Raw genomic sequence first — 24,708 nt, forward strand, 5'->3', positions numbered from 1 at the left:
CGCGGTGGGAGCGAATCAGGGGGTTGAAGGGATGCGAGGAGGGACCGGACGGCCGGAGGTCAAGGCGACGTGGTGGTGGCGGGTTGTGGTCCCGTTGTTTGTCGCGCTGTTCCTCGTCGGCTGCGGTGCGGAACCGACGCCCCCCACCTCGGCGGCGAGCGAGTCCGCCGCGCTGACGGGGCCGCAGTCGGATGGTGCGTCCGGGGAGCCCACCGCCCAAGCGGCACCCGACCCTGTCGAGATCTTGTCACGTAATGTGAGCGCGGCCCGTTCGGCATGTGCTGGATGCGGTGGTGAACTGAAAGTCGACGCGGCGACGAAGAAGGACATGATGGACGAGTTGCTTCGCGAACACTCCGAACACCAGGGTCCGCCGCTGACCCGGGTGAACGCGGAGAAATCCCTGTACGGGCCCGCAGGCTCCACGCCGCAGGTGGCTGGCCAGGGAAAGCCGGCGCCAGATGTCTCTTTTCGTGACCAGGAGGGCAAGGAAGTTTACCGACGTGAAATAAAGACCTTTGCCGGGAATGAGAGCACTTTCTCCAAAAGCTTCTCAAAGTACGCGGGCAAAATGAAATACCGGGGCGAGTTCTATATTCAAGTCAAGGAGGGGGTCGACCCTAAGGTTTTGATGCAAAGATTCTGGGACGACCGAAAGGAGAAAGGTGCACTCGAAAAATATGCCGACGTATATGCGGCCTTCCATGACGAGAAAGGCCGTCCACTCGGCCTGTGGATGTTCGGGGCCCGCGACATGGGCGTTCCTGGGGGCTAGCCTGGACAGAAGGAGAGGGAATGGGACCCTTGGTGTTTCTTGCTTGCCTGTGCGGTGAGGTGGCTCTCCCGCTCGGCGTTGCGATCCAAGAGAGTCCGGGTGGGGCCATCCGGTATTTCGAGCGACCTTACCTCTCGGAGTCTCCCCTGGAATCAGCGGTGCTCTGGCGGTTTCTCGCGCAGCACGGCGGTCATCGCATCAAGCCTCTCTACGACTTCGCCCCGGAGTGGGATGAGCTCAACGCGAACCTGGATCCGCGTATTCTTGGCGGCGACGCCGATCGTGACATCTCGTTCGAGGATTATGTGGCCAACCAGCCAGAGGGCCGCGATGACCAGAGCGCCGAACACCAGACGGTCTTCATCTGCGACGGTTACCTGAGCTGCACTCAGTGCCGGGAACGACTCTGGCTGGGACGCTCTCTGACTCGCGGTGACGACCATGTCTGGTACTTTCACGCCGGTGGCGCAGAAGATCCCCCCAATTCTCGCAGCACGCTTCTGAACCGCGCGCTTTGGCGATTCCTGACGATGCATCCCATGCATGAACTCGTGGTCCGAGTCCTTCGAGACGCGTCGACGAGCACTGACTACGTGACGATCGGCGGAACCCGCCCTGGTGATCGTGGACTTGCGGACTTCGTGGGCGACTGGGTGGGCTGAGGCACTCCGGGCAGCAGGGGATCTGCACGACTCAACAACTGAGGCTTTCGCTTCGGGGTGACGCGAGTTCAGTGGGTAGGTGTAGTCCGGTGGCATGAGCACGGCGGCTCCCACTGACCGCCAGCCGGTCATGGCCAGCATCCGGCAGAACGAGCTGATCCGTCGGCTCCTTGCTGTGCTGCGAGATCTGCACAGCCCGGACGAGGCTGGAAGTCCACACGTCTGCAAGCTTGCCGACCTCAACCGCCCCGGCCACCGCGAAAAGTCGGAATGGATACGCCTCATGGCCATGCGGCGGCGCAAGACCCCGGTGGTCTGCCGCCACTGCCACGAGAACATTCATAGGGGAAGGCCACCCCCTGCCCGGACATGATCGCTGAAGAGCGGCGTGCTGGGAAAATCCGCGCCGTTCGGGAAGCGGCTGTCGGAAAAGGACCCGATCCACGGGCACCTCGTCGGCGGCCTACTTCACCCCGAACGGGGAGGCCTGACCGGGCCGCGCGTTCCGCGCCGGGATCTTTGACATGGACAGTGAGCAGACGCCGCAGCGGGCGGCCCGGATGCGCGGCCGCTGCTGGCAGGAACTGGACGAACACCGGTGGTGGCGCACCGAGTTTCCGGAGACGGACCCGCAGGCGCCCGCCAAGCTCGCGCGGGTGGTCATCGCGGATGTACGGGCGCGTGGGGCGACGTGTCCGGACGAGCTGACCGGCTAAGTCCGGGCCACCCCGGGCGACTGGCACGCCGCTCCAGGTGACGGGACGCTCCCCCGTGGGACAGAGCGGGCAGGAGGTTGCCGAGCAGCCGGGCACCGGAGTCGACCACCACGACATCGTGGTGGTCCTCGGCCCAGTCAATTCCGCAAGTTGCGTGCACCACGCGCTCCTTCCAAGGCTCACTGTCCGTCGGCATCAAGCCGCGGCAGGACCACCCGGCGACCTAATAGAAGCGCTCGCGGGCGCACCACCCCATCAGCCGTCCGTGGCCCCAGCCCTGCTCAGGGACCCTCACTCTCGTGAAGAACTCGACGGCTCCGGCTGATCGGGAGTGGCCCTGGGAATGGCTCGAATCACGGCACGGTACGGCGGCCGAGCTCGACTGCGGCAGAGGCCGGAACGGCGTCGCTCTTGTCGAAGCACTCCCGGTGCTGCTTACAACCAGACGTCTCACCCGACCCCCGCCTGGACTGGCCCAGCGGCCAACCCACGCGCCTATCAGGCCTACAGCAACGGCCCGTGCCGCCAGTACCTGCGCCGCAGGGGCATCCGGCACACCATCCCGGAAACGCCGAAGGCCAGGCCGCCCGCCGACGCAAGGGCTCACGCGGCGGACGGCCACCCGGCTTCGACGAAGAGCGGTACAACTAGGCAGCACGGTCAGGTGTCCGGCCGGTTGGTTGAAGCCTCCGGGCTGCGTCAACCGGCCGGGCCCCCGGGGTTTACCCCCCGATCGGGGACTCCGCGGTGCAGCCGCCGGCGGTCGCCAGGCCCTGGGAGCTCTGTTCCTCGAGCACCTTGCCCTTGTAGGTGATCTTGCAAGCGACCTGGGCACCTTCGGGGTCCGCAGCGACCGGCATGACCGCCGCAGGCATGATGCCGCGCAGCGTGACCGTCTTCGTCCAGGGCAGCTTGGGCTTCGACACCGACTCGATCTTCGGCTCCATAGCCTTGCCACCGCCGCCGTGGAAGTCGATCGAGTCGACGTTCTTCCCCGTGACCTCGTAGGTGACTTCGTACGTCTCGTCCACTGCCTTGTCGACCTGGTCGACCGCCTCGGAACAGGAGCTGAGGCCTAACGCGAGGCCTGCGACGGCGATCGAGCAGACCGCGGCGCGGATGGTGCGGTTCATAGGGATCCCCCCGGATCATGAAGGTCGGATCCGCAGCCAATCGAAAAGAGAAAGCAAAGTCAAACCGTCATGACACCCAACGAACCGCAGGTCAGAGGGATCGTGGCGCCGATACCATGGCGAGAAGATGCCGAAGCGGGCCTGGCAGAAGCTCTCGGCAGGACGCGCCGCGAAGGGACAGCGATTCTACGACTGCGCAGTCATCGAATTGCCGACCCGGTGCCGGACCACCGCCACTGCTGATCCGCCGCAACCGTGCCACCGCTGAACTCGCCCACCACCACTGCCGCTGGACGACCCGATGAGCACGCAGTCCGCGGGTCGCCCTCCTGGAGTCGCTGGTCACCTTGGCGATACTCGCCCATGCCTTCCCGACCGTGGTCCGTGTCGACGAACAGCGCGCCGTGACCTGTTCACGAGGTGCCGGTTGGGGTCACGTCCGGATGGGCCTCTTGCGCGGAGGCTGGCACACCGGGCAGCGTTTGCCGCTCGGTGCGAGCCCGCTGAGCTTCTGGGCACGTGGTGCACTGGCGCCACAGCATCCGCAGCAGACTGAAAACGCACGCGCCCGCTGGCTGTGCTTCCGCTGTGACGGCGGTCACGAGTAGGCCGGGAACTGGGGGTTGTCCGGGGCCGGTGGTCGAGGGCTTCACGGTGTTCGTGCGGTGCGGTTGGCCGTTTCGGTGGACGCCTGGGGTGGGGTCGGTCATTGTGATCGGTTATGTCGGATGAAAGTTCAGAGCCTCGCTCGTGGTGGCAGTTGAGTCCGCGGCTCCGCCGCTACTGGCTCCCGCGTGCCGCCGTGTCGGTCGGTGCTGGCCTGTTCACTTTGTTCGTTGGGTCGGCGCTCTATTCGCTGGCCTACCCCCCCGACAAGGGCTCGGGGAGCGGGGCGGCAGGCTTTGTCGTCTACGTCGTGACACTCCTCACTGGGCTGGCGCCCTGGTTCTACCCGGAGGATGGCGGGGCTCCGGCGGCTGAGAGTCGTCAGCGCGTGCGCGAGGCGGAGCGTGATTTCGAGGAGGCGCTTCGGGCGGCTCAGGTGCCGGTAGACGTAGCGGATGAGAGTCGTCAGCGCGTGCGCGAGGCGGAGCGTGATTTCGAGATGGCGCTCCGGGCGGCTCAGGCGCTGGCAGACGCAGAGGATGCCGAAGAGGCTGACGCTCGGCCGGCAGTGCGGGAGCCGGTGGGCGGGTCGCGGGATTCGAGGTCTGTGGGGTTGGCTCTGCCGGAGTTGTGGGCGGTGACTCACAGTCGCCTGGATCACTACCGCGAGACTGCGCTTCGGCAGGCGCGGCGGTCGTTCCGGAATGCCCAGGTGGCGATGGTGCTGGGGTTCGTGCTGCTGGTGGGGTTCGTCGCGGTGGCCGTGTACGCCAAGACGACGGCGGCGGCGGCGGTGGCGGGTGGGCTTGGTGCCGTGTCAGCGGCGCTGGCTGGGTATGTGAGCCAGACGTTCGTGAGGTCGCAGGAGGCTTCGGCGTCTCACCTGCGGGCCTACTTTGATCAGCCGTTGGAGTTCGCGCGCTTTCTGGCCGCGGAGCGGATCGTCATGGACGGCGGGCTGAGTCAGGAGCAGCGGGCGGAGGTGCTTTCCGCGTTGGTGCAGGCGATGGTGAGCGGTCCGTCGCTGCCTGGTGGGCCGGGACAGCAGCCGGGGCCGGGCTGAACCGGCCGGGCTTTCCCGGTCTGGTGATCGAGCGCCCCCGTAGGGGTGACTGGTCGTGGCAGGCGGTTGGGGTGGCCGCTACGGTCTGCCCGCTTGGACCGAGCGGGAGCCACACGAGTAATGCGCAGGTTGGGACTGGCGGCGGCGGCCGTGCTCATGGTGGGGGCGCTGGCGTGCAACAACGGAGGACACCGCGAGCGGGGACGGCAAGGGCGCGTGAAGGGCCTCGACCGGCAGCGGCCCCAGCCAGCCAGCGACCTGGTCGGGTGCGACGGTGAGGACGCCGCCGGGTGCGTCGATCTGGCCGGAGGCGGTGGCCGCGACGGTGATCGAGGGTCCGATGCCGACCCGGGCGTCGACCCCGAGGCGGGACAGGGTGGACCCGCGGCACCTCCCCCAGGCGGCGGGCATCGGTTCCGTGATAGCGCAGGGCGCCCTTCAGCTCCACCAGGGCAGCGGTGGGCGGCAGGGCCTGCACGATGGGGGACAGTTCCGCCAACAGCTCCAGGACCTGCCGGTAGCGCTTCTCCGGCAGCCGGTCCGGGCAGCGCACATGCATCACCGTGCTCCCACCCGTCGCTGTCCCGTCCGTCACGACACTCACCTCCCACGCCTCACGTTATCGAACAAGAAATCGAACACGCGAGGGGCGTGAGAGATGGATCATGAGCATAGAATCAAAAGAGTTCGATGACCTGCCGCCCGATCTAGATCGTCTTCTGACGCTACGGGTGTGGCATGCCATGTGGCTGGCGCGCATCGACCGGAAGATCGCGGCTGAACGGAAGCGGCAGGCAGAAGCGGAGCACGGCCGCCACAGCCGGCCCAAGCCGCCGGAGTGGGTCGTCGAACTGGGCATCGGCACCGGGCGCCCGCCCGTTCAGATTCACAAGGGCGACTGCTACATGGCGGGCAAGCGCCGCCGCCCCGTGGACCGCGACGAAGCCCGCCGGCTGCTCACTGAAGGCCTGCGATCGTGCAGCCACTGCCAGCCGGACACCGCGCTGGGCATCCTCGACTTATCCGCCCGCCCGGCCCTCTTCCCCGCGACGCGTTGATCGAATGTTTGTGCCGTCCGATCGTTATGCTGCGTGCGGTGATCCACCCACATCACCAGAAAACAGGACCCTGCTCATGACCAGTACTCCCCCGCCACCGATCACCGAGCCGGCCCCCTCCACCTTCGCCTGCTCCGGCAGCCTGGTAGGCCCCTGCTCCGGATGCCAGCGCCCCACCCACAAGTACGGCAGCGGCGGTAGCCCCCTGTGCCATTGGTGCATGGCCCCCGTCCAGGAGAAGTGGGGCAACGGCGTCCGCTACACCAGCACCCGCCCGCAGGGCTGACCTTGCGACGCCCGGCACAGAGCGCGGCACGGGCAGGATCGGTGCAGCACCCGGACGGCGGACCGCTGGCGGGGAAGGCACAGGCGTTCCCGGAGGTCGTGGCCGGCGTCGGGCAGTTGCCGGATGGGACCGCGCTGGACGGGGTTATGTGACCTGTACGGGTGTCTCAGACCCAAGGTTTCTCAGGCGGCACACCTCCATAGACGAGACGCGTTCGTCGCCGATGGTTCGGAGAGCCGAAGAAGGAAATGGGAGCGCGCAGGCGTCGGCGGGACACAGATAACCTGCGCGAATGAAGCGGATTAGCGGGCCACTGGCGCGGTCGTCGGCTCGGCCGTAGGTGACGCCCTGGGCGGCCCCTTCGAGTTCAGTCCCCAGGGAGCATTCTCCGCGCGGTTTCCCGCTCCTGGGGCCGGTGGCGAGATGAGCGGAGGCGGCGGCTGGGACCCCGGCGAGGCCACTGACGACACGCAGATGGCCGTCCTGGTCGCGGAATCGCTGCTGGAGCAGGGCGGACTGGATCTGCCGGACATCTTCACCCGCTTCCAACTGTGGGCAGCCTCAGACCCCAAGGACATCGGCCTGCAGACCGAAGACGTCCTGACCAACGGCATGCCCTGGGACCTCGCCGCCGCGATCCACTTCCAGGTCAACCAACGAGCAGCGGGAAACGGCTCCTTGATGCGGGCATCGACCTCCGCGGTCCACTTCGCTGCCGCCGGCCAAGAAGCCACCATGAACGCGGCCCGCCGCATCGCCGCCCTCACCCACGGCGACCGCGCGGCCTGGGAAGGCACCGCGATCTTCCACGAACTCATCCGCCTCACGTTCGAGGACACCAACCCCCTCACCGCGCTCCCGGACATCCTGGCTCTTGTCCACCCCGACCACCGGGACCGCTACGCCACCGTCCTCGCGCCCGACTGGCACCCCGATCAGGCGACCGAGTTCAACGGTGCCGTCTGGCCCTGCCTGGGCTCCGCCATCTGGGCCCTGCGCACCACCACCAGCTTCGAAGACGCCATACGCGCGGCGATAGACCTCGGCGGTGACACGGACACCGTCGCCGCGGTGACCGGAGGCCTCGCGGGGGCGTACTACGGGCTGGATGCAATCCCCGCCCACTGGACCCAGCCGCTCCATGTCCCACTCCCAGGATTCGACGGACGGGTTCTGCACCTGGGAGATCTGCTCCACTTTGCACACCGCCTCGGAGAGGGCTGTTGATGAGACAGGTGCGGTAGCCCGCACAAACGGGGAGTTGATCGTGTGGGAGTCCGGGCGGCTCGCGTTCCAGCGGCTCCAGGGCCGGCTGCAACGGCGCGGTGCCGGTGCGGCCCGGCTCGCTGCGGAGTGGCCCGCCCACTTCGTAACTGGAGTACGCGCAGGTTCGCAGGTGGCTCCTGGCATGGGTTTTCATGCATGTCAGCAGGTCCGAGGCCTGTGTTCGAAGCGTCCCTCGGTGGCGTGAGATTTCGCCAGGTACTCGCAGAATCTGCGTGTGCAGCTCGTAATCTGCGTGTTCGTGGATGAATCCGGAATCCGTCAGCGCTTCCCGGCACCGAGGCCAGCGGACGAACTCGGTGGCACGGGACTGGCCGAGGTCTTCCAGCTGCATCGTCGCCGAGACGAACGAATCGGTCTGACGGAGCGGGACTACTTCTTCGACACTCTTGCCGAGTACCAGTGGGCTCGTGACGCGGCCGGTCTCATGCCGGAGACGGTCGACAAGCTGGTGAAGCCGGTGATCGAGGTCTGCGAGTACCTCGATCTGGTGCCGTGGCGTCTGCAACCGCGGGACCTTGACCGGTACTTCGCCGGGCCGGGCAAACGGGCCCGGTCCACGGTACGCACAAAGATCAACACGATTGACGGGTACTTCGCCTTTCTTGAGCAGCGGTACGCAGGTGAGATCAGCCGGCGTTTCGGTGTGATCGTGGAGTCGCCGATCGATCCGTTCAACCGGCCCCGGCATCGGGGGGACTTCGGCCTGCGCGTGCCGCCGTCTCAGCAGGCGATGCGGGAGTTTTTTGCGGCGTGGCGAGGCGCCCTGCCGCAGGCACGCAAGGAGGCAGTTGCCTGCCGGGACTATGTGATGGCGAAGATCGCCTATCTGTCGGGGGTGCGAGCGGCGGAGCTGTGCGGGGTGTGTATGCGCGATGTGCACTGGGAGTCGGGTCAGTGGGGCCGTTTCCTCGTCCACGGCAAGGGGGCCCGTGGTTCGGGGCCGCGGCAGCGCGAGGCGTTCTTGTTCGAGCAGGGACGGGAGCTGCTGTGGTGGTACGTGCAGGAGGTGCGCGGGTTGTTCCGGGACGATCCTGAGCACCCGTCGGCGCCGTTGTTTCCTTCCGAGCGGTTGCCGGTGGCGGTCGCGGCGCTGAACATGCCGGTCGCGCCGAAGATGGTGCCTTCGACGTTCCGGCGGGCGCTGCGTGCGGCCTCGGTAGCGCACCTTCCCGGCCCGGTGGAGGAGTTGTTTCCTCATCTTCTGCGGCACGCGTGCGCGACGCACAACTATGAGCGCGGGATGTCCTTGTGGGAGGTGCAGCGTTTGCTGGGCCATTGGTGGAGTACGACGACGGTTCGGTATCTGCTGACTGCGCAGGGTGATCCGGAGCAGGCGGCGCGGCGGGCGTCGGCCGAGCGGGCCGGGCAGCGGCTGGTGGCCGACACGGGGAGTCTGCAGTGAAGTGGAATCTGCGCTGGGTGGCGGCGCGGCAGGACATCTGGCGTCCGACGGACTTGCTGGCGGCGTTCCGGCGGGTGGGTTTCAACCCGTCGTTGAGCAAGGTGTCCGCTCTGTGGGGCGGCACGCCGGTCACCGTGAGGCTCGAAGACCTGGACTTGATCTGTCAGGCGCTGAGGTGCACCGTGGCCGACCTTCTGGAGGCCGAGCCGGCCGTGACTGCCGGTGTCGAAGAGGCTGAGACCCAGAGGGCCGCGGGTGGCGAAAGGGATCCAGGTCCGGTGCGTCCGGTGCCGCGGCGCGAGGGACCACGGCGTCTGCATCCTCCCAACTGAGGCGCGCGATGGGACGGATGAGGCAGTGCGAGGATTGCCTGGCGGTGGCTCCGGGACAGGCCCGCCGCAGCTGGCGGTGCCGCGGATGTCAGCTGTGGGATCACGAGCACCCCCAGCGCGGGGCGTGTCTTCGGTGCCGGTACGAGCAGCACCTGGGTGTGGAAGGGCTGTGCCGCGGGTGTGTGCTGGCCGTGCGCACTGAACGTGCGACGGACACCGCGCTTCGTTTTCCGGCTCCGACGCAGTTGCGGCTGCTGATTCCCGGCGCGGCGTGTGAGGCCCGGCGTCTGGGACGGCCGGCCGCTGTACGGCCGGCGGAGTCCACCCGATGTGTCCTGCCCGCGGTGATGCCCGGCCAGCAGGTCCTGTTCCCGGTGCTGCGTCAGCTCGGGACGTCGGAGCTGGTCGCACTTGCCCAGAGGCACTGGCCAGAGGAAGAGGAGCTGAAGCGGCACACGCTGATGCTGGCGCGGGAGCGGGGCCTTGGCCGGGAGTGGCGCACTCAGGTAGGGCGGCGTCTGCGTCTGGCCCTGGCCGTGCGGGATGCCGAGGGCGGAAGGAAGGTAACGCGCGAGATCCTCGACCAGGGCCGCGGGATGCAGTTCGGCGCGGCTGCTGCCCAGGAGGTGCTGGCCCACGCCGGTCTGTGGCAGGGGCCCACGCAGGTGAGCGACCAGATGCGTCCGCACCGCAAGGGTGCGCCCGCCGGCATCGTGACTGGCTGCGCGCGCTGCGGCAGCTGGGGCATCACCACCCGCCTGTGCCACGGCTGCACCGGCTGGCACCGCCGGGGGAACCACCCGCGGGGCCGGTGCGTGCGCTGCGCACGCGATGGCCTTCCCCTGCATGCGAAGAAGGGCCTGTGCCGGGGCTGTCTGGCGTTCGTGCAGGCCATGCGGCTGCCGCCCACCGCCGGGTTCACCCAGCTCACTTTTGCCGGAGTGCTCGCCCACCAGTTGGTGCTCAACGGAACACCGTCGCGTGCGGTACCCGTGCCGGAGCACGGTGACGTGTCTGCACGATCCGTCGGCAGCTTCGTCCTACCGGGGCAGGGCACGGTACTGACCGTCCCGCGTGACTGGAGGGCCGTCCACGCGGTGCCACACGACCAGTTGCCCGCTCTCACCCCGGACGCGGGCGCGCTGCTGGATGAGTTCACCGTGTGCCTTCCTGCCACAGCCGGCGGACAGCCGAACCACGCCCACTCGATCCAGATGCTGCACCGCCTGCTGGCCTACACCGGCACGGACGAGCCCATTTCCGAGCGTGATGTGGTCGAGCTCGCGAGGCTGGGGCCGAAGATCTCACTGCACCGGATGGTGTTCTTCCTGCACGAGCGTGGGCTGCTCGAACCCGACCGCACCATGGCCGCCAGCCCCTCACTGGCCCGCCTGGACACCGACCGCACGGACGCCCGGCACCGCCAGGCCATCGAAAACAAGCTCCGCCAGCTTCCCGACGCCATGGCCGACCAGATGCGGACCTGGGTCGCGGTCCGTCGCGGACAGGGCCGACGCCCTCACCCGCCCGCCGACTTCATCCGCATCCGCCGCGACCTCCGCGTCATTCTTCCCGTTCTGACTGCATGGAGCCGGGACGGGCTGGATCTGCGGGAGATCACCGCCGCCCACGTGACGTCAGCGCTCGCCGCCCGACAGGGCCACCAGGCCCGCGGGGTCCACCACGTCCTGCTCAGCGTCTTCCGCGCCCTCAAGCAGGAACGGGCGGTCTTCAGCAACCCGCTCGCCAGGCTCTCTCTCACCACCCCCATACGACTGCCCGAACCTCTGCCCAGCGACCGGCTGCGCGGCCTGCTTGACCGGATCGACAGCGCGATGGGCCGTCTGGCCGTCGGCCTGGTCGCCGTCCACGCCATCAAAGTCACCGATGTCGCCCAGCTGCCCCTGACCCCGCTCGACCTGGCCCACGCCGCCCTCCGACTGCAGCTGCGCGGCCAACCGCACACGGTCCACCTCGACACACTGACCCGCCACCTCCTGGACGACTATCTCCAGGCGCGACACCAGCAATGGCCCAACTCCCCCAACCCGCACCTGCCACTGCGATCAGTCGCGGTGGGCCTCGCGGGAAGCCGGTTGTCCGCTCCTGCGGGAGCTTCGGCGGGTGATGCGCCTGGTCATCAGGGTGATCGCGGCCCAGGTGATGAGGGACTCCGAGTGCTGGATAAGGCGCTCGTAGTCGCGCGCGTGCCGGCGGGCGTGCATGACCCAGGCCTGGGAGCGTTCGACGACCCAACGCCGGGGCAGCACGACGAACCCGGAAGCGTCCTTCGGACGGCTGACGGTCTTGATCGTCAGGTTGAGGTAGGTCTTTGCCCAGGTCACGAGCTGCCCGGCGTAGGCGGAGTCGGCCCAGACGATAGTGATCTCGGGGTGCATCAGCCGCAGCCGGAACAGCACTTCCTTGGCCGCGTTGCGGTCGGTCATGTCGGCAGGAGTGACCATGACGAACAGCGGCAGGCCTTTGGTGTCCACGACCAGGTGCCGCTTGCGGCCGAGGCTGCTATATCCCGTCAAGCCGCTTGAGGAAGATCCACAAGATCCGCGTCGACGTTCCGGTAGCCTTCGAGGATCTTGAAGAGCTGGCGGCAGATGGCTCGCTTGAGGCAACGCTGGGCGTCGCGTGAACTCTTGCCCTCGGCGATCCTGCGGGCCACGTAGGTCTTCGTGGCTGGGTCGAGCCGCATGCGGATCAGCGTGATGGTGTGGAGGGCCCGGTTGAGCTGGCGATCACCGCTGCGGTTGAGGCGGTGCCGGTTGGTGAGCCCGGAGGAAGCGGGGATCGGAGAGACGCCGGCGAAGGAGGCGAACGCCGCTTCGGAGCGGAACCGAGCTGGATGGGGCCAGCTGACCAGGATCTGGGCAGCGGTGATGGGCCCCACGCCGAGCAGTTCCAGAAGCTCCGGAGCGAGCTGGCGTACGAGGCCGAGGATCTCGAGTTCGAGGTCTTTGGCCTCGGCGTCGCGGTCCAGTACGTCGGTTCGTGCGATCTTGGAGTAGCTGCGGCAGGATCCGCAGCCGACGGTCATGGGCACGGTCCAGTCGACGTGCCCACGATCTGAGGTGAGGGCGGCTTCCGGGCGTCCCTCCTTGATGGCGATCAGGTCGAGCAGGGCCGCCTTGCGCTTGGTCAGCCGCAGGCGGACAGCGGGGTCCGGGCGCTTGTGCATGTCACAGCACGGGAAACGTCACCCCGGTGAGCTCCTCGGAGACGGTCCACAGGCGCTGCTGAGTGGTCTGGTCGTGGGAGTCGCGGCTGGAGGTGACCAGCTTCGGGTAGCCCCGCATCTCCCCCCGGTTGCCGGGGCCGTAGTACTGGCCGCCGACGACCGCGGGATCGGTGGCGGCACGCAGGGTGGGCAGGGCGCCCATCTCGGGCTTCTGGGTGAACAGCGGCGCGAGCCAGGTCATGGGCTTGCGAAACGCGGCGGGCGAGTTGCGGACGAGTTCGGTGTCGGACACGCCGGGGTGGGCGGCCACCGCGACCGTGGTGCCGTGGGGGGCGAGCCGGCGCTGCAGTTCGTAGGTGGACATCAGGTTGGCGAGTTTCGACTGGCCGTAGGCGCTGACGCGGCCGTACGAGCGCTCCCACTGCAGGTCGTCGAAGCGGATGGCGGCCCGGATGCGGTGGCCGATGCTGCTGACGGTCACGACGCGGGAGCCGGGGACGGGCAGGATCCGGTCAAGGAGCAGGCCGGTCAGGGCGAAGTGGCCGAGGTGGTTGGTGCCGAACTGCAGCTCGAAGCCGTCGGCGGTGAGCTGCCGCGGGGTGTACATCACTCCCGCGTTGTTGATCAGAAGGTCGATGCGGGGGTGTGCGGCGCGCAGGTCGGCCGCCGCGGACCGGATCGAGTCCAGGGAGGACAGGTCGAGGGCCTGGACGGTGACGTCGCCGGTGATACGGGCGGCCGCCTGCTTGCCCTTCTCGACGTCGCGGACGGCCAGGACCACCGCCGCCCCGCGCTCGGCGAGCATCCGGGCGGTCTCGAAGCCCAGCCCGGTGTTGGCGCCGGTCACGATCGCCACCCGGCCGTGCTGGTCGGGGATGTGCTGCTCGGTCCAGTTGCCACTCATCGCCTACTCCTATAGAACCATCGGTCTGTTACGAGTTCCAACATAAGAGACCTGCGGTCCCCTGTCAAGAGACCGACGGTCTATAAGCTAGGCTTGGGGGCGTGACATTTCAGCGAGCGCGAAGCGAGGAGCAGCGGGAGATCCGCCGCCGGGCGATCCTGGACACGGCGGCGGCGATGCTCGACGAGATGCCCGTGGCCGACGTGAGCCTCAACGAGCTCAGCCGCCGGGTGGGCCTGGCCAAGTCGAACGTCCTGCGATATTTCGAGTCACGCGAGGCGGTGCTGCTCGAACTCCTTGACGTCTTCCTGGAGAGCTGGCTCACCGAGCTGGCGGACGAGCTGGCCGCGGGCATCGAGGCGCACGCGGCGCCTGAGGTGCGGGCGGGCCGGCTGGCGGAGATCCTCAGCCGGTCACTGGCGGGCCACGTGGTGCTGTGCGACCTCATCGGCGCCCAGGGCGGCGTCCTCGAGCACAACGTCTCGGTCGAGGTGGTCAAGCGGCACAAGCGGTCCTACCTCACCAGGACCGAGGCCATGGCCGAGCTGCTGCGCCGCCACGTGCCCGAGCTCGGCCAGGACACACAGCTGCTCTGCCTGCTGATCCTGGTCTCGGCGGGCGCCCTGTCGTCGTACGTACCGCCGCCGCCCAGCGTCCTCGCCGCCTACGCGGACGAACCCGCTCTCGGCGCGTTCAACCTGGAGCTGCGTGACGCGCTGCGGCTCTCCTTCACCTCGACGCTCCTGGGCGTGCTGCCACGCGACTGAACCCTTCCTCCGGCAACGTGCTCGCGGTGTGAGCTCTCCGAGCCAGGCCGGAGCAGCACCGACGGTCCACTCTCACAAACGGTCCTTTGCGCGAGCGAGATCATTCACGCACCGCCGGCTCCTCGTTGCACCCGGATTCGTTCGCAGAACCCGTTCTCACTAAAAAGCGGGACTGACCCCCTTCTGAGACTTGCATTGTGCGCAAATCCGGGTTCATGACGGACCCTCAGCAGCCTTCCCCGACCGACCGGTCGGACGCCAACGACGTCGAATAGCACGCCTGTCCGAAGTGCGATGCCCAGCCCAGCTCGCCCTGCCGCTCGCGCGGCGGCGCGGTCGCCTCCGCCTACCACACCCGCCGCTTCACCATGGTGCCCCGGCTGAAGAAGGCGCTGCGGGTGCCCACCCCGGCCGACCGCGGCCCGGGCCGGTCATGGCGCCCGGGCACCCCGCCGCCAGCACGCATCGACCCGGACCTGCCGAGCGCGGACATCCGCATCGGTTACGCCCGCTGCTCGACCCTCGGGCAGGAACTCGACTCCCAGCTCGACGCGCTCACCAAGCACGGCATCCCGAGGGACAAGATCTTCAGCGAGAAGATCAGCACCCGCATTCGCGTACGGCCCAAGTTCGAGGAAGCGCTGCGGACCACGCGGGAGGTCAAGGCGCACGCCCCGCACTGCCGAGTCATCTTCACCGTGTACGAGATGAAGCGCCTCGGCCGCGACGCCGCCGAACTCACCGCGCTCGCCGACCGCCTCACCGCCCACGGCCTGGTCCTGGAGATGCTCGCCGGACCCCTGGCCGGCATCTACGACCCCACCGGCCCCGGCAAGCTGCTGTTCGCGTTCTTCGCCGCGATGGCGGAGACCGAGCGGGAGAACATCCGCGAGTCGACCCTGGAGGGGCTCGAAACCGCAGCCCGCAAGGGCAAGCACGGCGGCCGGCCCCCGGTCATCACCGACGACATGCTCCATACCGTGCTCCGGCGCCGGGCGCTCGGCGAGTCCGTCGAGCAGATCCAGCCCGACTTGATCATCCCGACCGGCAAGCGCAAGGGATAGAACCCCTCGGTGGCCAGCATCTACCGGGCGCTCGCCGAACACACCAAGCGCGAGGCATACCCCGAAGCCATCGAGGCCGCGCACGCCGACTTCGGCGCCCTCCAGAACAGCGAGGTCCCCGGACCCCGCCTCGCCGCTCCTGACCGAGCGTCACTCTGATTACGCCGAGCTACTTGTCACTTCGCCGTAGCTTCGGGAGAACAGGGCCTCGTACCGGGCTTCCCTCGACCACGGACACCAGCCTTGCGCGCCCACCCGGCCGCCGTGTGACGGTTCACCCCGACCGCCCGAGCAGCACCCGCAACGCTGCCGTCCTCCCGGTCCAACGCCTCGAAGAACCTAGCCTTCAGCACCTCAAAATCCACGGTCCCCGCAACTCCCTGAACTTCAGGGTGTTGCGGGGACTGTTAGAACCCGCCATGACGAGGGCGGGGGCGATGCCGTCCGGGCTGCCGGCGTTGTTGCGTACAGGGGTGAGGCGAGCCGGTCGCTGCCCCTCGACGGAGCCGCCGCCGTGGAGGTGTCCTACACCTGCGGTATGGCGTCCAAGTCCTGGGGCGGGTGGTGGATCGTGTCCTCGGCGTCGCCGTACGCCGTCGAGAACATCAGGGTGTTGGTGCGGCCGGGGAACTCCGGGAAGGTCACCACGGCCGGCACCTGGGGGCCGGAGCAGCCTGGACGCTCGGGAGAGAGGGCGGGTGACGAGGGGGGGAGAACAAGGTCATGGTGGCCCCTCGGTCGGAAGGAAGCGGATCGGAGCGTCGAGCAGCGAGGACTGCGGGCGGCGCGGATCAGACGGCGATGGTCTTGTGCTCGATGTACTGGTTGAGGCCGACGGCCCCGAACTCGCGCCCCACACCGCTGGCCTTGAAGCCGCCGAACGGGCTGTCGAAGCCGGGCATGGCGCCGTTGACGATCATCAGGCCGGTGCGCACCCGGCGGGCGACCGCCAGCGCGCGCTCACGGTCGGCGGACCAGACGCCGCCGCCCAGGCCGTAGTCGGAGTCGTTGGCGATCCGGACCGCGTCGTTCTCGTCGTCGAAGGGGATGACGACCAGGACCGGCCCGAAGATCTCCTCGCGGGCTATGCGCATCGAGTTGTCGACGTCGGCGAAGAGGGTCGGGGTGATATAGAAGCCGCCTTCCAGGCCCTCGGGAACCTGCGGCCCGCCCGTCACCAGGCGTGCGCCCTCGGCGATGCCGAGTTCGATGTAGGAGCGCACGCGCTCCTGCTGGTCGGCACGGACCATGGGGCCGATGAACGTGGCCGGGTCGGACGGGTCACCGACGGTCAGCGACTCCATCATCGCCTTGACCGCCTCGACGACCTCCTCGTAGCGGCTGCGCGGGGCCAGGATCCTGGTGAGGGCCTGGCAGCTCTCCGCGTTGTTGCCCAGCGAGTGGAACCTCAGCCCCTCGGCGACGGCGGCGGGGTCGGCGTCCTCCAGGACGATCGCGGCGGACTTGCCGCCGAGCTCCAGACTGACCCGCTTGAGCTGCTCACCGGCCAGGGAGGCGATCGTGCGGCCCGCCGCGGTCGACCCGGTGAACGCGATCTTGTCGAAGTCCGGGTGGGCGACGAGGTACTCGCTCGTCTCACGGCCCGCGGGCAGCACCGAGACGACACCCTCCGGGAACCCGGCCTCCGCGAAGACCTCCGCGAGCGCCAGGGCGTCGACCGCCGTCTCCGGCGACGCCTTCAGGACGACGGTGGCACCTGCAAGCAGCGCGGGCACCATCTTGGCGAGGGCCGACTAGTGCGGAGCGTTCCACGGGATGACGGCGGCCACCACGCCGACCGCCTCGCGGCGCAGCAGCGCCCCGGACGCGAGCGGCTCCTCCCACCGCAGGTTCTCGGCGGCGCGCAGGTAGGCAGCGGTCTGCTCGGGCAGGCCGTGCACGTTCAGGCCGGTGGTGATCGCGATCGGCGTGCCGTTCTCCGCGGTGATCAGTGCGGCCATCTCGGCGGACCGGTTGCTGTACAGCTCCTGGAAACGCTTGACCGTCTCCTGCCGCTCCTCGGGCGTCAGCCGCGGCCACGGGCCGTCGTCGAAGGCATCGCGGGCTGCGGCCACCGCCGCGTCCACGTCCGTCGGAGTGGCGTGCGGAACCGTGCCGACGAGCGACTGGTCGTGCGGGGAGCGGACCTCGATGACCTCGGAACCGGCCGGGGCCACCCAGTGGCCACCGATGAAGAGCTTGTCGTAGGACGTCATGGCACATCTCGCTTTCTGCCCTGCTGTGGGCGCTGCTCGCAGGGCGGGGGACACCGGCGAGCCCTTTCAGACCGCCGGTCTATTACGGTGCTCCCAACGTAAGGGACCGCCGGTCTGATGTCAAAAGACCGGAAGTCTGTAAAGTGGGCGTATGACGACCTTCCAGCGCGCGTGCAGCGAGGAGCGGCGCGCGATGCGACGCCAGGCGATCCTGGACACCGCTGCGGCGATGCTCGACGAGATGCCCGTGAGTGCGGTTGCCCTCAACGAGCTGAGCCGCCGGGTCGGTCTCGCCAAGTCGAATGTGCTGCGCTACTTCGAGTCCCGCGAAGCGGTCCTGCTGGAACTCCTCGATCAGGCGTGGAAGCAGTGGAACGCCGATCTGCCCGAGCAGCTTGATGCCGCCGCCGACGCCGGCGCTCCGGTGAGCCGACGCGGCGAGCAGTTCGCCGAGGTCATCACCCGCAGCCTCGCGGACTGGCGGACCCTGTTCGACCTGCTCAGCGCCCAGGCGGGCGTACTGGAGCGCAACGTCTCGCCCGAGGTCGCCGCCCGCTACAAGAAGGCCGCCCTCTCCAGCGTCGCCGACCTCGCCGCCCTGGCCCGCGTCCACCTGCCTGAACTGGGCGAGCGCGCCGAGCAGTTGTGCGGGAAGATGATCATGGCTGCCGGGGCGGTATGGACACACGCCCGCCCGTCAGCCGCCATGCTCGCCGCCTACGAGGAAGATCCCTCCCTGGCCGTGTACCGGATGGACTTCGCGCCGTCCCTGCAGGAAACCCTGACGACCCTCGTCGCCGGGACCCTCGCCCGCGCGCAGTCCTGACGCGCGGCCCCACCTCTCAGTGTTTGGAGCAGTCATGCGCGTGGTCATCTTCGGCGCCTCCGGCATGGTCGGGCAGGGCGTCCTGCGCGCCTGTCTCCTGGACGACACCGTCACCGACGTCCTGCTGGTCGTCCGCAAGCCCCTGGGAACGTCCCACCCGAAGTTGCGCGAGCTCGTGCACGCGGACTTCGCCGACTTCTCCGCGATCCAGGACGCACTGAAGGACCTGGACGCCTGCTTCTACTGCCTGGGCGTCTCGGCGGCCGGGCGGAAGGAAGCGGAGTACACCCGGATCACGTACGACTGCACGCTCGCCGCCGCCCGCGTGGTCGGCGCCGGCAATCCCGCCCTGACCTTCACGTATGTGTCGGGCGAGGGTACCGACAGCACGGAGCAGGGCCGCGCGATGTGGGCGCGCGTCAAGGGCCGTACGGAGAACGCCCTGTTGGCGATGGACTTCCACGCGTACATGTTCCGCCCCGGCTACATCCAGCCCCGGCACGGCGCCGTCTCGCAGACAGGCAGCTACCGGGCGTTGTATCGGGCCACGTCCTGGCTGTATCCCGTCCTGCACCGCATCGCGCCCGGACACACGACCACCACTGAACACCTGGGGCGGGCGATGATCGCGGTCGCCAAGCAGAAGGGCGACGAGCCGCATGTACTCGGCAGCGGCGACATCAATCGGCTCGGCGCACCTTGACCACAGCTTGCCGCCGCAGGGTGAACAGCCAAGACGGAGCCCGGCGACCGGGCTCCGTCCGCACAGCAGGTACGGCCTCCAACGCATGCCAGTGGCCACGCGCGCAGGGCGCCGCCCTGCACCGGCGCGGCGACTGCCGCTGCGGCTACAGGTTTTCCGCGAAGAAGGTCTCCAGCTTGTCCAGCGCCTGCGCGGTGTATTTCGGCTGGTCGTACAGGTCGTAGTGGCTCGCGCCCTGAACCACGAAGATGTCCTTCCTGTTTGAGCGGGCCCGGTCGCCTCGCCTCGAAGAGTACGAACCGGACGGTGTCGGCGTGTCGCTGGGCGGCGGCGGATCTGCGCGCGGACGCGCGGGGCATCGCCTACTCACCTTGCAGCAGGCGGGCCAGTTCGCCGTCGACGTCGACCTTCCCGGTGTCGACCGCGGTCTCGATCCAGTCCAGGGTGGCCCTCACCCGGGCGACGTTCTCGTGGACGATGGTGCGTTCGTCGTCACCGAGCTGCCGGTCGCGCATCCCGGGGACGACGCGGCCGGCTGCCGCGACGAAGGCGTGGCAGGCGGTGACCAGGTCCAGGAACTGAACCGACCGGTCGATGTTGCGGATCGCCGGGGCGACGGGGCTGGTGTCCTCGAAGTGCTCGCGGGCCTGCCGCCCGCGTTCGACCTGGGCATGGTTGACCGCGGCGTCGGGTTCCGCTCTGTTCGACCCCCGGAATCCACGAACCTGCTCGCTTTCGCCTTCGACCTGCTGCGCCTTGAGGGCACCGACACCACCCAGTGGCCCTACCGGCGGCGCCGGGCCGCACTGGAGGACCTGTTCGCCGAGCGCACGCTGACGGCGCCGTGGGCGCTGTGCCCGTCGACCACCGACGCGGACACGATCGACGAGTGGCTGACGTGGTCGGCGGTCGGTCTGGAGGGAATCGTCTTCAAGCGGCTGGACAGCAGGTACGAGCCGGTGCGCGGGTGGCTGGCTTTGTTCACGAGTCGTGGGTTCTGGCACAGATCTTGGGGAGCGGTCGCGGAGTATCACCGGGGCAACAGCATGCGTTGGGTCAGCCCGTAGGGCGGTTTGCCGGGACAGTCGAAATTTCCGGGCACTCTCGCGAGCTGTGCTGGCATCGTAGGAATCATGGCAGCGATAGACGACACATCCGAACCCGAGAGCCCTGTCCGCAGCGCTTATCCACCCCTGGTGGAGGCGGCGTGGCTGTATCAGGCGGATCAGGTGTGTCCCGAAGACCTGCCGATGACCGCTGCCCAGGCACTCGCAATGGGAATGGACACGCCGACTCTGTGCGAGCTCGCCGGTCTGCCGCGTCATGCGGACCCCCGGGACATCCGTGAGACATTCGAGCAGGCTCTTGAAGAATTGGGGATCATTCTGCCCGATCACCACGTGGCCCGACGATACGCGCTGCGCAGGTTGGCCGCGCGATTCAGCGCCGGGGAGGTGGATCTTGCCGAGTTGGCATCGGACGAGTGGTCGGAGATGGAGGTCGAGACCGCCGAAGAGCAAGCATTCGTGGCACTACTCCCGTCATGCGCGTGCTGCATCGAGTACACGCTGGGGCTCGACGAGGCGGTATGGAAAGCGCAACTGCAGATCGCGGCCTGTGCCTTGGTCTCACATCCCGGTGTTGGGCCGCGCTTCTGACCAGTGGGGTCAGAAGGCGTTTCTGGCGAAACATCTGGGGTCGCGATCGCGGAGAGTCACTGAAGCAGGATCATCTTGCGGAGAAGTTCGAATCCGGCTCGGCCGTAGAGCTGTCTCTTGATCTTCTTGATGCGGTTCACGGCGCCCTCGATACTGCCGGAGCTCCAGTCGAGAGTGAGCCCGGCTTTCACGGCGTCGAGGTCGCGGAGCAGGTGGAGTGCGAAGCCAGGTGAGACCGGGTAGCTGGCTTGCATCGACTGCATCGATCCAGGTGGGGAGCGTGGATCCGAGGCGGTCGGTGAGTATCTCGCCGAAGTCGCGGACACGTCCGGCTGCCGTGTCCAGCTCGGGGCAGCGCGCCAGGACCTCCTTCAGGCCGGCGCGGTCTTCCTCAGTCAGGGTCGCGGGGTGCCGGGTGAGCCAGCCGGTCACCTGCCGCACCGTCGGCGGCCGGGGCGGCGCCCCGGATGGAGCCCCGCGCAAAGTGGCGATGTGCGCGCGGACCATGCCGTAGGTGACAGGAGCTTGCTCGGCTATCAGCTCGCTGTGAAGTCGAGTGACGCTGGTGCATCCCCCGGCGAATCGCCGTTCCAAGTAGGGCTTGTAGGGGTCCAGTCTGCTGGGCCGGGGCTGGTTCTCGCGGATGGTGTCCTGCCAGCGGGCGGCGCTCGCGTATCGGAGCACGGTGTTGAGGCCCCAGCCCAGGTGCCGGGCGATCGCCCGGCGTGAGTGGCCTTGGGCAAGCAGTTCGTGGACCAGGGCGTGCGCTGCCTCCTTCCGCTCGGCCCGCCGACCGACGGTCTCCGAGTCGTCCTGCGACCGGCCGGGAGCTGGGCGGGTGTCCTGCGGTGGCATGCCGTTGGGCGACGGGTTACGCAGGCAGTCGCGGTGGGCGGCGACGCAGGTCTCCACGGCTCGGCCGAGGCCCTGCCACAGGTGGAACCGGTCGGCGACTGCAGAGCGTCGGGGGCGCCGCGTCGGGCGCCCTCGGCGTATACGCTCGCCCGATCGCGGCAGATGATCTCCACGCCGGGATGGCGGATCAGCCAGGCGGCCAGTGGCCCGGCTTCACGTGTCAGGAGCACATCGACCACGTGGTGGTCTTCGACGCTGGTCAAGACGGTGGAGTAGGTCTGGCCGCGGCGGATCGCGAAGTCGTCCACGCCCAGCACCCGCGGCGTGCTGAACTGCGGATCGGGCAATGCCATGACCCTTCGTAACAAGGTCATCCTTCCGGCGCCGAAGCCCAGCTGGGCCGCCAGCCGGGCGCCGGCCCGCCCCGCCCCGCCCAGGCGAGCCCCACTCGCTCCAGGGCGTGGTTGAGCCGCGTGGTGAACCGTGCGTACGGGGCGGTCACCTGGAAGAATGGTTCGGCGAACGTCCGGCGCGGGCAGTCCGCCGACCCGCAGATGAAGCGTCGGACCGTCAGCCGGATCGCCAGGCCCTGCTCAGCGAGTGGAAGATCCTTCAGCCTGCGCTGGTAACGGTCGTGGACTCGGTCTGAGAAGCAGCCGCAGTCCGGACATGCCGCCCCGGCCGCGCGGCCTTTCGCCACCACCTCGACCGTGCCGAACGCGGCCCGTGACCGCCTCGACATCCACCTCGTCGATTCCATCGAACACCAGCGAGTCCCAGAACGGTGCATCGGTCTGCATGACCAGCACCATCACCGTCCACAACCGACCGCAGCAGCTATTGCCAGGCACCTGAGGGAGCGTCAATTCTGACCGTCCAACGCCAAGGCGTACGCGGTCTCACGCGAACCTGACCCCTCACAATCGACGATTGGGGTAACGCTCCGCGACCGCTCCCCAAGATCTGTGCCAGAACCGAGTCGTGAAGTCAGTTGTTCACGGGTTTGGGAGGCGCCCAGATCCACGGGCGGGTGATGTTCACGAGTTTTGACTCTGGCACAACATCCGTGAAGCTGTGTCCGCCGAGTACGAGCCCGCGTCCGAGAAGCCGCTGACCTGCCGGTTCACTGGGACTACCGGCCTTTGGCGCCAAGGATCGGCTCGACTTCACGAAAGTTGTGCCAGAACCCGAGTTCGGACAGCACACCCGCTGGTACGACGTGCGCGGCGGCTATCCGCTGGACGGCCGCCGACGGCTCGTCGAGCTGTTCGAGGCCGCCGCCCGCCACGACTGCAAGGTGATCGTGTCCTCCTGGGAGTACCAGCAGTCCCCCAGCTTCGCCGACACCGACGTCTGGCACCGCGCCCTGGCCGAGGTGCCCGGCCCGGACCGCACGGAGGCGGTGGCAGAAGCCCTCGCCGGACCCCTCGACTTCCTCACCGAGCGCGGACTGGCCGACCACGTCGCCTACGTCGAGGTGCACAACGAGGTCGACAACTGCTCCCTGGTACCGCGCGACGGCGCCACCCACTACGCCTATCTGCGCGGCCCGCTCGACCGTGCCGTGAAGCTGCTGCGGGCCCGCCACCCCGGCATCCCGGTTACCTACTCGCTGGGCGAGCCCTGGCCAAGCGAGATCGACGACCTGCCGGAGGGGGCGCAGATCGCGCACTTCCACTTCTACGTCTACGGCGTGCTCTACGAGGCGGTCGGACTCGGGCACGGCACCGAGGCGGCGCCCGAGACGACGACTTGGCCCACCCCCGAACTGGCCGCCATGCTGCGCCCCGACGCGCCCGCCTTCGCCGACTACCAGCCGGACGAGCCCTGGCGACTGGCCGCCACCGGAATCCCGCGCGAACTGTTCTACGCACACGACTGGGTCGACCCGACCGCTGGGACCTGTGGCTCTACGAGAACTATCCGGCGCACCGGCATGCCATGCGGGAGACGCTGGCCCAGTGGGTCGACTCCGTCGCCGAGTTCGCCCGTCGCCGTCGTATCCCCGCCGTCCTCGGAGAAGGCGTCGTGGGCTACACCCCGCTCCTGACGCGCTTCGAGGAGGACGCCGTCGGCAAGGACATCGCCGAGTTCGTCGTCGACCGCTGCCTCGCCGCGGGTTTCCAGGGCGTCGTCCTGACATCGAACGCGGCGCCGCACCACCCCATGTGGCACACCGACCGGGACTGGATGCGGCGGGTCAACGCCCGTATCGCTGCGGCCTGAGCACGCCCCCACAGCGGCCCGGAACACAGACGCCGAGCCGTGCCGAGACGATGACCGGGAGCATGAGGAGCGGCGCGAAGCGGGCCACCCGCCCACTGCGTGCCGCCTCATCGGTCACACGATCCGCTCCTACGCCGCACTCGAAATTCCGTGGGCGATGCAGCGAAGGGCTCATGGAAGTCCGGACCGTGGCCGTCATCGGGGCTGCCCGCCCTGCTGAGCACGACGGTGGGCAAAACACCCAGTGATGCGCGGACACCAGCGTTGACTCGGGAGTCCGATGCGGACCGTCCCATGCGGTGGGCCAACCGGGAGGTGCTGACGTAACCGCTACCTGCCCGGGCAGGCCGCCCGCTGACCGAATGGACGGCGTGCCCGGGTTTCCGCCGAGGACGCAGGAGATGTACGTGGCCCCGTGGACCGGGACGGCGGTGGCGTTCGCTTGGAGCGACCCGCAAAAGGGACTGCCGAACTCAGAACATGGTGTTGTCGTTGGCGCTCTTCTCGGGCACCTCCTGGATCACGTCCCAGTGCTCGACGATCTTTCCGTCGGCGAGGCGCCAGAAGTCGGCTACGGCCATGCCTCGGTCGCCCGGCTTGAGATGCAGGTTGCTGTGGGTGCCGACGAGGTCCCCTTCGGCGACGGCCCTCTAGATGTCCAGGCGCAGGTCGGGGAACTGCCCGCGCAGCCAGTGGACGTAACCGACGAACGCCTGCGGACTGTCCTGCGCCTCCGGATTGTGCTGGATGTAGCTCTCCCCGAGATACGCGGCGGCGGCCTCTTCCGGCTGGTAGTCGTTGAACGCCTGCTCGCAAAACGCGATGACGAGCGCCTTGTTATCGGCAGCGGGCACAGGCTTCTCCTCTCTACGGGTGCTGGTGGGGCTGACAGCTGTTGCGCGATTCATCAGTGAATCTCAGCGTTTCTTATCTGTTATCTTGATCGGGTGAAGCTTTCCGAGTGGGCGGCACGCAACGG

The 24,708-nt window shown here is 68.3% G+C and carries 28 protein-coding genes and 4 pseudogenes; 19 read left to right on the forward strand and 13 right to left on the reverse strand.

Annotation, left to right across the window (positions count from 1 at the left end):
• Positions 1 to 4: 4 nt before the first annotated feature.
• From KUM49_RS47210 to KUM49_RS47220, 4 genes are all read left to right on the forward strand, one after another.
• Positions 5 to 775 carry a hypothetical protein gene (locus tag KUM49_RS47210; RefSeq protein ID WP_217243181.1) on the forward strand — a complete coding sequence of 257 codons (771 nt, stop codon included), beginning with the start codon at positions 5 to 7 and terminating at the stop codon, positions 773 to 775.
• A gap of 20 nt (positions 776 to 795) precedes the next feature.
• On the forward strand, positions 796 to 1,437 hold the full coding sequence (locus tag KUM49_RS47215) for a hypothetical protein (RefSeq protein WP_217243182.1): 642 nt from the start codon (positions 796 to 798) through the stop codon (positions 1,435 to 1,437).
• Between the two features lie 130 nt (positions 1,438 to 1,567).
• Positions 1,568 to 1,810 (forward strand): hypothetical protein, encoded by a 243-nt coding sequence (locus tag KUM49_RS51015; protein ID WP_374200286.1) that lies wholly within the window; start codon positions 1,568 to 1,570, stop codon positions 1,808 to 1,810.
• A 151-nt stretch (positions 1,811 to 1,961) separates the two neighbouring features.
• Positions 1,962 to 2,153: a hypothetical protein gene (locus tag KUM49_RS47220; protein ID WP_217243183.1), complete on the forward strand. Its 192-nt coding sequence runs from the start codon at positions 1,962 to 1,964 to the stop codon at positions 2,151 to 2,153.
• Positions 2,154 to 2,875: 722 nt separating this feature from the next.
• Here KUM49_RS47220 and KUM49_RS47225 read toward each other — a convergent pair.
• Positions 2,876 to 3,286, reverse strand: coding sequence for an MmpS family transport accessory protein (locus KUM49_RS47225; RefSeq protein ID WP_217243184.1), 411 nt, complete (start codon positions 3,284 to 3,286; stop codon positions 2,876 to 2,878).
• 802 nt (positions 3,287 to 4,088) lie between these two features.
• Here KUM49_RS47225 and KUM49_RS47230 point away from each other — a divergent pair.
• From KUM49_RS47230 to KUM49_RS47255, 6 genes are all read left to right on the forward strand, one after another.
• Positions 4,089 to 4,955, forward strand: coding sequence for a hypothetical protein (locus KUM49_RS47230; RefSeq protein ID WP_217243185.1), 867 nt, complete (start codon positions 4,089 to 4,091; stop codon positions 4,953 to 4,955).
• 665 nt (positions 4,956 to 5,620) lie between these two features.
• Positions 5,621 to 6,013 carry a DUF6233 domain-containing protein gene (locus KUM49_RS47235; protein ID WP_217243186.1) on the forward strand — a complete coding sequence of 131 codons (393 nt, stop codon included), beginning with the start codon at positions 5,621 to 5,623 and terminating at the stop codon, positions 6,011 to 6,013.
• A gap of 76 nt (positions 6,014 to 6,089) precedes the next feature.
• Positions 6,090 to 6,299, forward strand: a complete 210-nt coding sequence (locus tag KUM49_RS47240; RefSeq protein ID WP_217243187.1) for a hypothetical protein — start codon at positions 6,090 to 6,092, stop codon at positions 6,297 to 6,299.
• 348 nt (positions 6,300 to 6,647) lie between these two features.
• Positions 6,648 to 7,526 carry an ADP-ribosylglycohydrolase family protein gene (locus tag KUM49_RS47245; RefSeq protein WP_217243196.1) on the forward strand — a complete coding sequence of 293 codons (879 nt, stop codon included), beginning with the start codon at positions 6,648 to 6,650 and terminating at the stop codon, positions 7,524 to 7,526.
• Positions 7,527 to 7,839: 313 nt separating this feature from the next.
• Complete coding sequence (locus tag KUM49_RS47250) at positions 7,840 to 8,988, forward strand: site-specific integrase (RefSeq protein ID WP_308407039.1); 1,149 nt, start codon at positions 7,840 to 7,842, stop codon at positions 8,986 to 8,988.
• A complete protein-coding gene (locus KUM49_RS47255) occupies positions 8,985 to 9,320 on the forward strand; it encodes a helix-turn-helix transcriptional regulator (protein ID WP_217243188.1) in 336 nt (111 codons plus the stop codon). The genes KUM49_RS47250 and KUM49_RS47255 overlap by 4 nt, the downstream gene beginning before the upstream one ends.
• A gap of 1,637 nt (positions 9,321 to 10,957) precedes the next feature.
• Here the strand turns inward: KUM49_RS47255 and KUM49_RS47260 are convergent.
• The 4 genes and pseudogenes from KUM49_RS47260 to KUM49_RS47275 form a co-directional block, all read right to left on the reverse strand.
• The gene (locus KUM49_RS47260; protein ID WP_217243189.1) at positions 10,958 to 11,278 is read right to left on the reverse strand and encodes a hypothetical protein; all 321 of its coding nucleotides are present in this window, start codon (positions 11,276 to 11,278) and stop codon (positions 10,958 to 10,960) included.
• A 162-nt stretch (positions 11,279 to 11,440) separates the two neighbouring features.
• Positions 11,441 to 11,836: pseudogene (locus tag KUM49_RS47265) on the reverse strand (transposase); the annotation flags it as partial.
• A gap of 17 nt (positions 11,837 to 11,853) precedes the next feature.
• Positions 11,854 to 12,510 carry an IS110 family transposase gene (locus tag KUM49_RS47270; protein ID WP_254402869.1) on the reverse strand — a complete coding sequence of 219 codons (657 nt, stop codon included), beginning with the start codon at positions 12,508 to 12,510 and terminating at the stop codon, positions 11,854 to 11,856.
• A gap of 1 nt (position 12,511) precedes the next feature.
• On the reverse strand, positions 12,512 to 13,414 hold the full coding sequence (locus KUM49_RS47275) for an SDR family NAD(P)-dependent oxidoreductase (RefSeq protein WP_217243190.1): 903 nt from the start codon (positions 13,412 to 13,414) through the stop codon (positions 12,512 to 12,514).
• A gap of 101 nt (positions 13,415 to 13,515) precedes the next feature.
• On the opposite strand from KUM49_RS47275, the gene KUM49_RS47280 reads away from it, so the two are divergent.
• From KUM49_RS47280 to KUM49_RS49620, 3 genes are all read left to right on the forward strand, one after another.
• Positions 13,516 to 14,181: a TetR/AcrR family transcriptional regulator gene (locus KUM49_RS47280; protein ID WP_217243191.1), complete on the forward strand. Its 666-nt coding sequence runs from the start codon at positions 13,516 to 13,518 to the stop codon at positions 14,179 to 14,181.
• A gap of 368 nt (positions 14,182 to 14,549) precedes the next feature.
• A complete protein-coding gene (locus KUM49_RS47285) occupies positions 14,550 to 15,245 on the forward strand; it encodes a recombinase family protein (RefSeq protein ID WP_254402870.1) in 696 nt (231 codons plus the stop codon).
• Between the two features lie 9 nt (positions 15,246 to 15,254).
• The gene (locus tag KUM49_RS49620; RefSeq protein ID WP_254402871.1) at positions 15,255 to 15,404 is read left to right on the forward strand and encodes a hypothetical protein; all 150 of its coding nucleotides are present in this window, start codon (positions 15,255 to 15,257) and stop codon (positions 15,402 to 15,404) included.
• 366 nt (positions 15,405 to 15,770) lie between these two features.
• On the opposite strand, the gene KUM49_RS50125 is transcribed toward KUM49_RS49620, so the two are convergent.
• Positions 15,771 to 15,893, reverse strand: a complete 123-nt coding sequence (locus KUM49_RS50125; RefSeq protein ID WP_302185592.1) for a hypothetical protein — start codon at positions 15,891 to 15,893, stop codon at positions 15,771 to 15,773.
• Between the two features lie 143 nt (positions 15,894 to 16,036).
• Positions 16,037 to 17,461, reverse strand: a pseudogene (locus tag KUM49_RS47290) (aldehyde dehydrogenase).
• 151 nt (positions 17,462 to 17,612) lie between these two features.
• Between KUM49_RS47290 and KUM49_RS47295 the strand changes: the two are divergent.
• Both KUM49_RS47295 and KUM49_RS47300 read left to right on the forward strand, forming a co-directional pair.
• Positions 17,613 to 18,287 carry a TetR/AcrR family transcriptional regulator gene (locus tag KUM49_RS47295; RefSeq protein ID WP_217243192.1) on the forward strand — a complete coding sequence of 225 codons (675 nt, stop codon included), beginning with the start codon at positions 17,613 to 17,615 and terminating at the stop codon, positions 18,285 to 18,287.
• 34 nt (positions 18,288 to 18,321) lie between these two features.
• Positions 18,322 to 18,990, forward strand: coding sequence for an NAD-dependent epimerase/dehydratase family protein (locus tag KUM49_RS47300; protein ID WP_217243193.1), 669 nt, complete (start codon positions 18,322 to 18,324; stop codon positions 18,988 to 18,990).
• A gap of 263 nt (positions 18,991 to 19,253) precedes the next feature.
• On the opposite strand, the pseudogene KUM49_RS49625 reads toward KUM49_RS47300, so the two are convergent.
• Together KUM49_RS49625 and KUM49_RS49630 are read right to left on the reverse strand one after the other, a co-directional pair.
• A pseudogene (locus tag KUM49_RS49625) lies at positions 19,254 to 19,349 on the reverse strand (RacP protein); the annotation flags it as partial.
• 3 nt (positions 19,350 to 19,352) lie between these two features.
• A pseudogene (locus KUM49_RS49630) lies at positions 19,353 to 19,670 on the reverse strand (DUF6192 family protein); the annotation flags it as partial.
• On the opposite strand from KUM49_RS49630, the gene KUM49_RS47310 reads away from it, so the two are divergent.
• Entirely contained in the window at positions 19,662 to 20,057 is a 396-nt protein-coding gene (locus KUM49_RS47310; protein ID WP_217243198.1) for a hypothetical protein, read from the forward strand. The pseudogene KUM49_RS49630 and the gene KUM49_RS47310 overlap by 9 nt on opposite strands.
• A gap of 66 nt (positions 20,058 to 20,123) precedes the next feature.
• Positions 20,124 to 20,648 (forward strand): hypothetical protein, encoded by a 525-nt coding sequence (locus KUM49_RS47315; protein WP_217243194.1) that lies wholly within the window; start codon positions 20,124 to 20,126, stop codon positions 20,646 to 20,648.
• A 56-nt stretch (positions 20,649 to 20,704) separates the two neighbouring features.
• On the opposite strand, the gene KUM49_RS49635 is transcribed toward KUM49_RS47315, so the two are convergent.
• The 3 genes from KUM49_RS49635 to KUM49_RS49645 all read right to left on the reverse strand — a co-directional run bounded on the left by KUM49_RS49635 (position 20,705) and on the right by KUM49_RS49645 (position 22,245).
• Positions 20,705 to 20,911 carry a hypothetical protein gene (locus tag KUM49_RS49635; protein ID WP_254402872.1) on the reverse strand — a complete coding sequence of 69 codons (207 nt, stop codon included), beginning with the start codon at positions 20,909 to 20,911 and terminating at the stop codon, positions 20,705 to 20,707.
• Between the two features lie 273 nt (positions 20,912 to 21,184).
• Entirely contained in the window at positions 21,185 to 21,877 is a 693-nt protein-coding gene (locus KUM49_RS49640) for a transposase (RefSeq protein WP_308407038.1), read from the reverse strand.
• The gene (locus tag KUM49_RS49645) at positions 21,874 to 22,245 is read right to left on the reverse strand and encodes a transposase family protein (protein ID WP_254402874.1); all 372 of its coding nucleotides are present in this window, start codon (positions 22,243 to 22,245) and stop codon (positions 21,874 to 21,876) included. The genes KUM49_RS49640 and KUM49_RS49645 overlap by 4 nt, the downstream gene beginning before the upstream one ends.
• A gap of 435 nt (positions 22,246 to 22,680) precedes the next feature.
• Here KUM49_RS49645 and KUM49_RS47325 point away from each other — a divergent pair, with 435 nt between their 5' ends.
• Both KUM49_RS47325 and KUM49_RS49650 read left to right on the forward strand, forming a co-directional pair.
• A complete protein-coding gene (locus KUM49_RS47325; RefSeq protein WP_254402875.1) occupies positions 22,681 to 23,553 on the forward strand; it encodes a hypothetical protein in 873 nt (290 codons plus the stop codon).
• Positions 23,445 to 23,729: a cellulase-like family protein gene (locus KUM49_RS49650; RefSeq protein WP_254402876.1), complete on the forward strand. Its 285-nt coding sequence runs from the start codon at positions 23,445 to 23,447 to the stop codon at positions 23,727 to 23,729. The genes KUM49_RS47325 and KUM49_RS49650 overlap by 109 nt, the downstream gene beginning before the upstream one ends.
• Positions 23,730 to 24,379: 650 nt before the next feature.
• Here KUM49_RS49650 and KUM49_RS49655 read toward each other — a convergent pair.
• Positions 24,380 to 24,583 (reverse strand): hypothetical protein, encoded by a 204-nt coding sequence (locus KUM49_RS49655; RefSeq protein ID WP_254402877.1) that lies wholly within the window; start codon positions 24,581 to 24,583, stop codon positions 24,380 to 24,382.
• Between the last annotated feature and the right edge of the window lie 125 nt (positions 24,584 to 24,708).

Source organism: Streptomyces sp. AC555_RSS877, assembly GCF_019049245.1.
Classification (GTDB): domain Bacteria; phylum Actinomycetota; class Actinomycetes; order Streptomycetales; family Streptomycetaceae; genus Streptomyces.